This is a genomic window from Chitinophaga sp. YR573 (genome assembly GCF_900110995.1).
Taxonomy (GTDB): Bacteria; Bacteroidota; Bacteroidia; order Chitinophagales; family Chitinophagaceae; genus Chitinophaga.
Genome location: NZ_FOJF01000001.1, coordinates 68,379 through 81,307, shown reverse-complemented (window position 1 = coordinate 81,307; position 12,929 = coordinate 68,379). Strand labels below are relative to the sequence as shown.

Here is a 12,929-nt window from a genome sequence, read left to right as displayed (position 1 = left end):
TCCCGGTAATTCTCTTCTTATACCTTTGGTATATGAAAAAGATAAAAATTGCTACAGCACAATTTGAAAACAGCAGTGGTGACAAAAATTATAATCTTTCCATTATAAGAGAACTTTCTGCAAAGGCCGCTGCCGCAGGAGCAGATGTAATTGCTTTTCACGAATGTTCCATCACCGGGTATACATTTGCCCGGCATTTATCTAAACCTGCTCTTTTCGACCTGGCAGAATATATTCCTGATGGCCCCGGTATCCGGCAACTCATCTCAATTGCCCGGGAATTCAACATTGTTATTCTTGCGGGGCTATTCGAAAAGGAAGAAGATAAGGTCTTCAAGGCATATGTTTGTGTAGATAAAAATGGCCTGATAGCTAAATACCGGAAAATACATCCTTTCATTAATCCGCATATTACCCCGGGAGATAAATATGTTGTTTTTGATTTGTATGGCTGGAAATGTGGCATTCTGATTTGCTATGATAATAATATCATTGAAAATGTAAGAGCCACCACATTATTAGGTGCAGAGATCATCTTCATGCCTCATGTAACGATGTGTACCCCTTCATCCCGTCCTGGTGCCGGTTTTGTAGACCCTCTTCTCTGGGCAAACAGGGAAAATGATCCTACTTCATTACGTATTGAATTTAATGGCCTTAAAGGCAGGGAATGGCTGATGAAATGGTTACCTGCAAGGGCATATGACAATGCCATCTATGCCGTCTTTTCCAATCCTATAGGGATGGATGATGACCAGTTGAAAAACGGGTGTTCCATGATCATTGATCCTTATGGGGATGTAATAGCAGAATGTACTCATCTTGGTAACGACATTGCCATTGCCGTAATTACGGATGATAAATTAGAGAGAGCAGGAGGGCATCGGTATAAAAGTGCACGTAAACCAGAACTCTATAAAGACATTATCGGGCAGCCGAATATTTCAAGGCAGCATGTTGTGTGGCTGGAAGGGAAAAAATGAATAATAGATTGATAATCTGTGTTATAAGACATTGTATAGCATTTGTAGAGTGCTTTTTTACTCCCATGTAGAGTATTTGTAGTAGACCAAAATAAACTACATCTGCTTTGAAGCTTTACTTTTGAGTCATAAATTATAATGCTTTACTATATATAATCTTATGACACAGTACTTCGAACTTGAAACTAAATTCTGGGAGATCACCCTTGATACCCTCATCGTAAAAACCCGTTACGGTAAGATCGGTGTTGAAGGGAAAGTCACTGAAAATCAATTTGAAACCCCTGAAAAAGCCCAAAAGGAATATAATAAACTGGTAGCTGAAAAGACTAAAAAAGGGTATAAAGAGATACAAAAGCAACCAGGTCATACCATGATTTCCTGGAAAGAATTCGAAGAACTGTATGCCCCCACCTTTGATATGCCCTTCGGAGATTTTGCTGCTGATGTACCTGTTCGCCTGATAAAAGGCGAAAACCTGCATTATACCTCTGACAGAGTATTATATGAAGAAGAGCACCCTTTCAACGTGGTCATAGATGGTAACGTAAAGATTGATGGTAACCTGAGAGTGAGCTCAGAAGGCAGTGGCAATTTTCTGCTGATAACCGGTAACCTGGAAGTAAATGGCATCATCGTTGACGGTTGTGCTACATTGGAAATAAGAGGCAATGTACAGGCAAAAAACGGTATTCTTACGATGTACGGTGATGATGGGGGATATCTCAGTATCGGAGGAGATATAGACACCAAATTCCTGCTCAACGGATTCTATTTTAACCTGGAAGTAGGTGGAGATATACAAGGTACTACCATTGATTATCAATCAAATGGAATGGAATCGCCCGACTATACCCGTGATGAAGTAGCAGAGATCATCATCCCGGAACTGCTGGAAGCAGACGGAGATCTGTCAATAGACAGTATTATAGAATACCTTGAACAAGGCAAACAAATCCTGATCAACGATATACAGGCAGCAGAAGGAAGTACCCCGGGTACAGAAACAATACCTCAGCTCATCTCCAATAAAGAAGCAGATGAACGCTTTGATCTCAGCGAATATGAACCCTTCGGCGATATGAACTTTGCCAAAGTAATCCTTTTAGAAGGGGATAGCTTTATAAAGGGAGACCTCAACCAGGCCTGGGCCGCAAATACCTTAAAAGTACTGGGACAAAAAACAGAGGTAGGGGATACTTTAATCCTGGTAAATGGGTCACTCACCGTAGCAGGTACTATACATCCTGCTAATGACAGTTTTCCTTACTTACTGGTATTAGGGGATGTAAAATGTGATGTATTGAAAAGTTATGATGAGTGTATCTTCATCACCGGCGATGCTGATATAAAATATGCTTTTGATGGTAACTACAACCATGGTAGTATTGTTATTGGAGGTACCACCCGTGTTCCCTACCTGCTCAACTCTGACCATGATTCTCAAATTACTGCTGAAAGTGCCGTTTTGATTAATTATTATGGAGACGATAATGATTTCTTCGAATATGATTACACTGAAAAAGATTTTGAACGTGTATTTGTATCCACAGTATTTAATGAAAAGAAAGAATTTAGTCAGGCTAATTTCATAGAACTACTCAAAACCGGAAAATCACCACTTAAGAAAGGCGCTAAACCTGCCCGTTTAATACTACAGGAAGAACTGCAGCAAATGGCTGCCGGCGAAAAAGGAGAAATCACAGAACTGGACCTCTCTGATAAAAACCTGAAGGAATTTCCGAAATTCCTCACCAGGATGACTTCTATCCGCAAATTAATATTCAATGACAATCCCATCGGTACACTGCCTCCGGAAATCAAAAACATGATTAACCTGGAAGAACTGTACCTGGAAAAATGTGGTCTGCATGAATTACCCGAAGAATTCGCAGAACTCCCTAAATTACGCATACTGGATGTCTCCGGTAATTTTGGTACACCTGAAGGAGAAGAAGAACATCAGGACTTCGTTTTACCGGAGAACATAGGTAAACTGCAAAGCCTGGAGAAATTGACCTACAACTATCTAGAAAATCTGGATAAATTACCGGCTGGGTTAAGTGAATTGAAGAACCTGGAAGAGATTGAAATGTACCAGTGTTGCAAGTCTGCGCCTATAGATTTTCCGGAGGTATTAACAAAAATACCTTCTCTCAAACGTTTATTATTAGGTAGTAATTCATTCAGAACAATTCCCGATAGTATCCTGAACTTACACAACCTGGAAGAACTGAACCTCGATGCCAGCCTATGTTACCTGGATAAATTACCGGATTTATCAAAGTTGAAAAACCTGAAAATCCTGCATGGTGATGGATTGATATCCTACACCACCCGCCCTAATCCTAAACAGAGTCTGCTGAAATCGTTTTTCACCATTCCTAGCCTGGAACAGTTATATATCGACAGACACGGTGAACGTAAAGAAGCCTTTATCAAAAAAGATCTTTTTGCTGAGATAAAAGAGAACCTGGCGCATGATCCGGAACGTTTTAAAGAGTTCGAATCTCATCTTAGCATAGTACCTAATGCGGTTTGGGGAGATGGAAGAAAAGGTATAGTACGTCCGAATCTTACACCGGAATATTTAGAAGGCATCGGTAATCTCAAAAACCTGAAAGTACTGGACCTGTCCTTTAATGGCCTCACAGACTTACCGGCAGATTTATTTGAACTCACAGGACTGCAAATACTGAACCTGCGATATAATAAATTCTCTGTAAGACAAAGACTGGACATCGCTAAAAAGTTACCTGACTGTTCCATCGATTTCCGTGATAACCGCCCTGACAATGATGAAGATAAGAGTGAAGAAGTGGTATTGTGGAAAGAGATGAATAAGCTGATGACAGAAGCCAATGCGTTAATGAATGCAAAGGATGACCCTAAAAAGCTGCATAAATCATTAAAAGTATATGATGCTGCACTGGGCTATTTCAGCTCGGGAAAAGTAGTGGATGAATATAACCTGCTCTATGCCAACTATGGTAAAACCTGGGCATACAACTATCTCAATACTTTCCATAAAGCCACCTTCTCTAAGGAGAAATTATTAAAAAGTAACCAGGATGCTATTCAGCAGGGATTAAAAACATTAAGTATGATCCCGGTCATGATCTGGCATTTCACTGATATGGGTAAATTCCATAAAGAGGTGACGCGTATCACAGCTAACTCTGTTGCCTGGCAGATGATGGAGATTGCGCAAAACACAAAAGAGCTGGAAGAAGCATTGAACATCATTGAAAAAGCAGTACAATATGTAGAAGATGGAAGTCAGTATTTTGTATACGATACACAGGTGAGAATCCTGATTAAACTGGGAAGAGAAGAGGACGCGTATAAAATAGTAAGACGGGTTCTGGCAGAGGATCCGGCATTCGCAGATTTCCAGGATTTGAAGAATAAATAATCATGACAGATGCTCTGCAAGTGTTTGCAGAGCATCTTTTTTATATAAAAAATTCCCGAATCAGTAAATGACCCCTTATAAATTCCCGAATCGATAAACGCTCCGCGCAAACGTATGCTACCTTTGCAAAAAATTCGTACATGCCAAGATTTTTAATCAGTGCTGTTCTGGTGGCACTTTTTAGTCTTCCTCTTATATCTCAGGGACAATCAAATACAGGGAAAGTTACAGGTCATATCACTTCAGTAGATAAATTACCATTAGAACTTGTTTCAATATCATTAGTCGAGTTAAAGAAAGAAACGCTTACCAACAATGAAGGAGAATATGAGTTCACAGATATCGCTCCTGGTAAATACACTTTAAGGATCCAGATGCTGGGTGCTAAGGAAAATGACCAGACGGTAGAGGTTGTTGCCGGACAAACAACCATACTCGATTACCAGCTGACAAAAGAAAATATCCGGGCCTTACAGGAAGTAAGAATAGTAGGGACTACGAATAAATTTTCCAAAAAGGAAAGTATTTACGTAAGCCGTCTGCCTTTAAAGAACCTGGAGAACCCACAGGTATACAACATTGTTCCAAAGGAATTGATTGAGGAACAAATGGCTGTGGATCTGGGAAGTGTCTCTAAAAATGTGCCCGGTGCCGGTATTCCGATGTTGGCTAACCAGGGCAGGGTTACTTTCCGTTCCCGTGGTTTTGAAACAGAACCTAATGCAAGAAATGGTGTGGCGGGCGCTGCCTTTTCTTTTATTGATAATGCCAACCTGGAAAGGGTAGAAGCCATCAAAGGGCCCTCTGCTACCTTATTCGGTACAAATGTATCCAGCAGTTATGGCGGATTGTACAACCGTGTTACCAAAAAGCCTTATAACGCTTTCGGTGGGGAAGTAGCTTTTTTGGCTGGTAGCTGGAACTACAACCGCCTTACTGTAGATGTGAATACACCTGTTAACAAAGAAAAAACGATGTTATTCAGGTTGAATGGCGCTACCACTTTTGAAAAGAGCTTCCAGGATATGGGTTTCACCCGTAGTCTTAGTCTGGCGCCCAGTTTCTCTTACCAGATCACAGACCGCCTTTCATTATTGCTGGATGTAGAATTTGGACAGGCAAAAGGGACTTCTGTAGTACGTTTCAACCCGTACACCAAGAGCAACAAAATACAGTCTATTGCAGACATGAAGTTCCCTTATAATCGTATGTTCATAAGCAATGATATTGCTTACCAGACACAGATGATGAACATTTTCGCACAGGTGAACTATAAGATCTCCGATAAATGGACTTCCCAGACAGTGGTTTCCCGTGCACGTTCTACAATCGACGGTTACATCACTGCGCTAACAGGCGCTTCTGATACTACTATCCGCCCACAGGTAATAGTAGGTAATACCAGCTTTATCGCTACTGATATACAACAGAACTTTATAGGAGATTTTAAAATCGGTCCTTTCCGTAATAGGTTAGTAGTAGGATTGGATTATTACAATAACTCCAATTCATTCGACAGGGTAACAGTAAATGCTCCTGCTGTTAATTTCATCAATCCGGGTAAAGGTTACAGGTTAAGTCAGAGTAAAGTAGATTCACTGGCCCTGGCGCCTACAGCCGTTCCCCGTGTGGAAAATAACGGAGACAATACCTATGCTGCTTATGCTTCTGATGTCATCAACATCACGAATAATCTGATGGCGATGCTGAGCTTACGTGTAGACCGCTACCATAGTCAGGGTGTATATAATATGACTACTGCCATCACTACCGGTGCTTATGACCAGACGGCTTTATCTCCTAAACTGGGATTGGTATACGAACTGTATAAAGATAAACTCTCTGTATTTGGAAGTTATATGAATGGCTTCTTTAACAGGGGAGGATCAGATAAAAATGGTAATACATTCAAACCCGAACAGGGTAACCAGGCTGAAGGGGGTATTAAAGCGGATGTATGGGACCATAAACTGGTTGGTACCATCAGCTATTACGATATCCGTGTGAAGAATGTTTTAAGAACAGATCCGGACGATGCCAGCTATTCCATCCAGGATGCTACACAGCAGAGTAAAGGTGTGGAACTCGAACTGACAGCTAACCCTGTGAAAGGCCTGAACATTGTTGCCGGTTATGCTTATAACGACAGCAAATACACACATGGAGACTCTTCTATCCTGGGATTAAGGCCAGCATTATCCGGCCCTGATAAGACGTTGAACTTCTGGATCAGCTACCACATTTCCAAGGGTGCGTTGAAAGGATTCGGTGCAGGCTTTGGCGGTAACGCAGGTAGCGCCTCTTTCCAGACGAACACCAAAACAGCTAAAGTGATCATTCCTTCCTATACGCTGCTGGATGCATCAGTTTTTTACGAACACAGCAAGTTCCGTATAGGATTTAAGGTAGATAACCTGACCAGCGAAAAAGCATGGTCTGTGCGACTGACGCCTCAGAACCCTGCCCGTTTCATTGGTAGTATTAGTCTTAAATTTTAATCCTTACAACTGTTATAAATCTATTTAGACAGGGGGCTGGCCTTACGGGGCTGGCCCCTTTTTTATCAGTAACCACCCAAAACACCTTCTCAATAGTCGTTTTTAGGCGAAATGGCGAGGTCTGTAGGCTTGCCTTCGTATTATGTCGCAAACAGCTTAAATGAACCTGTATAGGCCAATTTCGGCCCTGTTTCCCTATGCCCACATGTAAAGGCATAAAACAGGGGTAAAATAGGCGCTGGTACTGGCATTCTATCATCATTCCTTCATCACTCCTATATCACTCCTATATCATTCTACCGGCATTCCTATATCCAAACGATATAGGAATGATGAAAGAGTGCCGAAGGAATGAGGGTTCCATGACGAAGGGATATAGGATTTCCACAGATATCAGGACCTGGTAGGGAGGAATACAAGGCTTTGAAACAGCATCCCAAAGGATATTAAATCACGTTTTTATGGTACGTTTTCGCAGAATAGTCGAGAAATATATCCGTTTTATAGATTTTACTAGATAAGAAAAGGGTAATCTTATCAAGTTATTGATTAATTACGTAATTTTATCATGCTTGTGAGAATGCAACCAACAACTTTAGAGGACAGATAACTATTGTAACAGACAGTGATAAATTAGTATGCCAGAGAGCCGTAAAAACACCTTTCCATTTGCGGGGCAATAATGAGTGAACAATATGAAGTAAGCATTGTATCGTACAGATAATGGAACGTTATCAGCGTAAATTTTAATGACTACAACAAACTTACCTGCCAGATAAATCTATCTGGCAAACAAGTACGTATTACAACACTGCAAGACAGTTGTAAATACTTTTCAGATCAGGATATTTATGGTCAACCAATATTAGTAAATCGTTCGTTTAACAATGAAATCTTGTCATCAACCAAATCGTAACAAATGAGAGCAACTATCTACACCGCCCTTCAAGAGGGAAAGACCTGTGCAAGTCTTATTCATCCGGCAAACAGGAAGTATAGCGAAAAAGATTATATACCTATTGATTAAACAATCATCAGGTACATAAGGGTACATTCACAAGCGCATTACAAAAATTTCCCTACAGTAAGCATTGTTTTATTATCGGTGAACAAATGAATCCATACGGCAAACCGTTCCGGATCTGGTATTCCTTTGCCTTGTATTAAAACCGCAATTACTATTGTAAAACTATAGGTCATCACCGTTCCGGAGATGATACGGGGAATGCTTTGCCATATATCCATCACCGTTATAGTGATGGTAAGGGGAATGCTTTGTCTTACAAACGCTACAAACCAACTGTTGCAATTGCCTGTACAACCAGGGGATAGGGCAATCTATTTTTTCAATCAAAATCAACATGCATGAAACAATTCGCCTCACTGCTATTCGCATTGCAGGTGCTCATCAGCACTATGACTTATGGGCAAACAAAAAAAATTACCGGAAAACTTACAGATGGGAGCGGAAGCCCTGTCCCATTTGCTACGATCCAGTTGAAAGGAACTTCAACAGGAACAGTATCTGATCCTGAGGGAAGCTTTAGCATTAAAGTGAAAGAAGGAGATGTACTGATTATTTCTGCAATCGGGTATACTAAAAAAGAAATACCCGCTGCTGATAATGTATCAATAGTATTATCAACAGATGACAAAGCATTGAAAGAAGTTGTTGTAACAGGTGCATACGACATGAAAAGGTCATCAAGAAGTACCTCATACAGTGCGCAGATTGTCGGTGGAGAACAATTGAACGTTATCCGCCAGACTGACCTGAACAATGCGTTGGCAGGTAAAGTAGCAGGTATACAGGTTAGAAGCCAGTCTTCTGCTATGCTGGGTACTACAGGTACTGTAAGACTTCGTGGTACCAGTGGCCTGGGCGGAGATCAGGACATTCTTTATGTTGTTGATGGTACCATTTTGCCGAGCCCCAATGACATAAATATGGACGATATCGAAAACGTTACCGTATTGCAGGGACCTGCTGCTGCTGCGCAGTTTGGAAGCCAGGGTGCAAACGGCGCTATCGTTATGACTACTAAAAAAAGTAAACGTGCAGAGGGTGGAATTGGTGTTGATGTGAACATCGGCGCTACCGTAGATAAAGTTTATGTAGTACCACATTACCAAAACTCATATGCTGGTGGTAACTCTGCCGATCTTATCAAATATACATGGCAGGAAGGCCAGCCCACAGACTGGCAGGCGCTTAGCGGAAAGTATTATCATAACTATTCCGATGATGCCAGCTGGGGACCTCGTATGACAGGACAGGAATATATTCCCTGGTATGCATGGTATGGCGGAACTAAATATTCTTATAAAACGGCTTCCCTCACACCTCAGCCCAATAACACCAGGGATTTCTGGAATACAGGTACTACCCTGAATAACTCAATAAGCGTTTCAAAGTCAAGCAAGGATATCAACCTGCGTCTTTCTTATGGGAATGTTGCTATAAAGGGTCTGATTCCAAATTCAAGTCAGCAGAAAAATACGCTGAACTTTAATTCTACAATGGATCTCAACGAACATTTTGTAGCTACTGCGAGTCTCAATTATATCAATACCAAAACAAACGGACAGTTTAATCAGGGTTATGCCAACCAGTCTTCAGGCTCCTTTAACTCCTGGTTTCATAGGGATCTGAATATGGGTATCATGAAAGAATTGCAGAACCTGAAAACACCTTCCGGCATTTATGCCAGCTGGAACCATAACGATCCTACTACTTATGCCTCTTCTGCCGATGAACTTACATTCCTGGGTGGTAATTATTGGTATAACTTTTACAACTATTTTAATCAGATCCAACCCGTATCACAAAATGACCGGCTGTATGGAGATATATCATTAGCCTATAAACCGACTAATGATATATCTATAAAAGGTACTTACCGTAAACAGCAGAATACTACCTGGTATGAAACAATCGTTTCATCTGCATTGCAAAGCAGCGCAACCCAGACAGGTGTGAAGGCCTCTTATGCAACCGCTAATACTTATGCAAACAGAAGTAATGTCGAATTCTCCGCAGCATACACTAAAAAGATCGGCCAGTTCCAGGTAGATGCAACAGCAGGTAGTGATTTTTTCAAATATGTGTTTAAATCAAACGGAGCCAGCACAGTAGATGGACTGACCGTTGCAAACCTTTATTCTATCTCTAATTCCAAGAGTACACCAACTGTCTTCAATGGAAGAACTGCGGAAGCATATCACGCGCTCTATGGATTGGGAAGTGTAGGATATAAAAACTATTTGTTTGCAGATTTTACACTGCGTAAAGACTGGTATTCCACACTGCCACCGAATAATAATTCCGTATTGTCAAAATCAGTCGGAGCCTCTTTTATATTCAGTGATTTAGTAAAAGTACCGTTCCTGAGTTTTGGTAAACTTCGCGCGTCATGGGGTGAGGTACCGCAGGCTTTAGGGGTTAGTACCACTACCTTCGGTGCTTACCGTTATCCAGGGTTTACTTATTCTCCGGGCACTTATCAATGGAATGGTAACATCACCATGTACACACCAGATGCTTTGGTAGATTCAAGTATCCATGGTTCTGTTAAAACGATGAAAGAAATAGGATTAGAGCTGAGATTCCTGAATAACAGGGTAGGAACTTCTGTCACTTATTGGGATGGTACAGAGAACGATATTCCTACTTCCGTTACTATCAATGGAGCCAGTGGATTTACTTCCAAACTGACGAACACAGGAAAAATAACCAAAAAAGGTATTGACATCACATTGAATGGCAGACCTATTTCAACAAAGAACCTCAAGTGGGAAGTTAATGCCACCTGGGCATACCTGTTGGAAAACAAGGTCGCAAAGATAGCTACCGGTGTAACTTCCACTAATTCGGTTAGTACTATCTGGAGCACATCTACACCTTATGTGCTGCATACGGAAGGTATGGAATGGGGGCAGCTTTACGGAAGTGGTATTAAGCGCATAAAAGGTAAACCTGTAGTGAATGACGATGGTAGCTATGCGAGTGAATTTAAATATTTCGGAAGTGTATTACCCAGATTTACGGGTGGTGTTCAGAATACTTTTCAGTATAAAAACTTCCTGCTGAATGTGAATATTGATTATCAGGCAGGTGGTAAATTCTTTTCCTTGTCTGATATGTGGGGATCTTATTCTGGTCTTACAGCCAGAACTGCTGCTGTGAATGATCAGGGCAAATCTGTACGTGATCCCCTTGCTCAGGGTGGTGGTGTACACGTGAAAGGTGTAGATGCTGACGGAAAGGACAAAGAAATGTATATAAGCTCACAGGCTTATTACCAGGGTCTGTACAGTCACTCAACATTTGATGAGTATGTATATGATCTGACTTTTATAAAACTGCGTGAGGTTTCCCTTGGATACCAGATCCCTTTTAAAGGCACTGCAAAAAAATATATCAGAACTGCTACGCTTTCGTTGGTTGTGAGAAATGCACTGCTGCTGTATGCACAAACAAAAGATCTGGATCCGGCAGAGGTTAGTTATATAAGTGGTGAACAAGGCCAGTTGCCAGGCACCCGTGGACTGGGTCTTAACCTGAAAGTAAGCTTCTAATTATTGCTGACCGTAAAACTTAATTATCCATGAGACAACATATAAAGAATATAATAAGTGCAGTGCCATTGGTGATCATGGTGGCGTCCTGCAATAAACTAAGCGATTTCGGAAATACAAATGTGGACCCGGGTTCAACTACCACACCACTGGTAGGTGCTTTGCTGACCGGCGTAGAAGTAGATCTTGGCGCCAACTATGCTACCAGTACTGCTGGCGGACTTTTCTGCCAGTATTTTTCAGAAACGCAATATCCCGGCACTGGTCTTTATGCCAGCTCCAGTTTAATAGCTTCCTTTGCAGGTTATTATTCCTCCGACCTGGAAGACCTTCAGAATATTATTAATACCAATACCAGCAACAATGAAAATGCTGTGGCCAGGATCCTGAAGGCATATATTTACTGGAATCTTACAGACAGATGGGGCGATCTTCCTTATAGTGGAGCACTGAAGGGGAACGGTACACCGGTATATGATACCCAGGAGGAGATTTACAAAGGCTGTATCCAGGAACTCACAGACGCTATCACACAATTCGATGCCGGTACCTCCCTTATTACAGGAGATATCGTCTATAGCGGTGATGTTGCTTCATGGAAAAAACTGGCTAATTCCATCAGGATGATGATGGCTTTACGGTTAACTAAAAAATATCCTGCTGCTTCAGATTTTGCTGCTACCCAATTTAAGGCCGCATTAGCAGATGCTGCCGGATATATCACTTTAAATGCGGAGAATTTTTCTCTTACCTATCCTGGCGACGGGTACAAAAGTCCCTGGTATAATTTATATGATGGCCGGAAAGATGTTGGTGAAAGTGCGCCAATGGTAAGTTTACTAGGCTCTCTCAGTGATGGCAGGCAGGATGCATATGGCAGCTCTACCACAGGAGTACCTTATGGATTAGCGCGTACGGATATAGAAACATGGGCGAACGCCAATACTGGTTGGGCCCGTATATTGGCCGAAAGTTACAGACCTGCTGCGGGCGGTGTGGTAACGTTTGTTACTGCTTCACAGATAGCCCTGGCAAGAGCAGAAGCTGCAGACAGAGGCTGGACAACAGAAACTGCCCTGACGCTGTATCAGAACGGTATCAATTTGTCTTTCGAACAGTGGGGCCTGAGTGCTCCGGCGGCTTCCTATTTCACACAATCTGCCGTTGCTTTCAGCGCAGCACAGGGAACTGGCGCAAATCTTCAACAAATCGCTATTCAAAGATATATCGCTACTTATCCTAATGGTAATGAAGGATGGGCAGAATGGAGAAGAACCGGATACCCCGCGCTGACTCCTGCTGTTGCTGCCACCAATACTTCGAAGGAAATTCCCAGGAGATATACTTATGCTTCCTCTGAGTATAGCAGCAATAGTGATAACGTCACAGCAGCAGCAGCCAGATTAAGCGGAGGGGATTCCCAGGATTCTAAAATATGGTGGGATCAATGATCCT

At 41.7% G+C, this 12,929-nt stretch carries 5 protein-coding genes; all 5 read left to right on the top strand.

Going from position 1 to position 12,929, the window contains the following annotated elements; all coding sequences use genetic code 11:
* The first annotated feature begins 32 nt into the window (after window positions 1-32).
* The 5 genes from BMW86_RS00265 (at window position 33) to BMW86_RS00235 (ending at window position 12,925) form a co-directional block, all read left to right on the top strand.
* Window positions 33-983, top strand: a complete 951-nt coding sequence (locus BMW86_RS00265; RefSeq protein WP_089777830.1) for a nitrilase family protein — start codon at window positions 33-35, stop codon at window positions 981-983.
* 160 nt (window positions 984-1,143) lie between these two features.
* On the top strand, window positions 1,144-4,398 hold the full coding sequence (locus BMW86_RS00260) for a leucine-rich repeat domain-containing protein (RefSeq protein ID WP_089777828.1): 3,255 nt from the start codon (window positions 1,144-1,146) through the stop codon (window positions 4,396-4,398).
* A gap of 140 nt (window positions 4,399-4,538) precedes the next feature.
* A complete protein-coding gene (locus tag BMW86_RS00255) occupies window positions 4,539-6,896 on the top strand; it encodes a TonB-dependent receptor (protein ID WP_089777827.1) in 2,358 nt (785 codons plus the stop codon).
* A gap of 1,365 nt (window positions 6,897-8,261) precedes the next feature.
* Complete coding sequence (locus BMW86_RS00240; protein ID WP_089777820.1) at window positions 8,262-11,474, top strand: SusC/RagA family TonB-linked outer membrane protein; 3,213 nt, start codon at window positions 8,262-8,264, stop codon at window positions 11,472-11,474.
* Window positions 11,475-11,503: 29 nt separating this feature from the next.
* On the top strand, window positions 11,504-12,925 hold the full coding sequence (locus BMW86_RS00235; RefSeq protein WP_089777818.1) for a SusD/RagB family nutrient-binding outer membrane lipoprotein: 1,422 nt from the start codon (window positions 11,504-11,506) through the stop codon (window positions 12,923-12,925).
* The last annotated feature ends 4 nt before the right edge of the window (window positions 12,926-12,929 follow it).

Coding starts and splice junctions, on each gene's coding strand:
- BMW86_RS00265 (WP_089777830.1), top strand. CDS start 33: ATGAAAAAGATAAAAATTGCTACAGCACAATTTGAAAACAGCAGTGGT.
- BMW86_RS00260 (WP_089777828.1), top strand. CDS start 1,144: ATGACACAGTACTTCGAACTTGAAACTAAATTCTGGGAGATCACCCTT.
- BMW86_RS00255 (WP_089777827.1), top strand. CDS start 4,539: ATGCCAAGATTTTTAATCAGTGCTGTTCTGGTGGCACTTTTTAGTCTT.
- BMW86_RS00240 (WP_089777820.1), top strand. CDS start 8,262: ATGAAACAATTCGCCTCACTGCTATTCGCATTGCAGGTGCTCATCAGC.
- BMW86_RS00235 (WP_089777818.1), top strand. CDS start 11,504: ATGAGACAACATATAAAGAATATAATAAGTGCAGTGCCATTGGTGATC.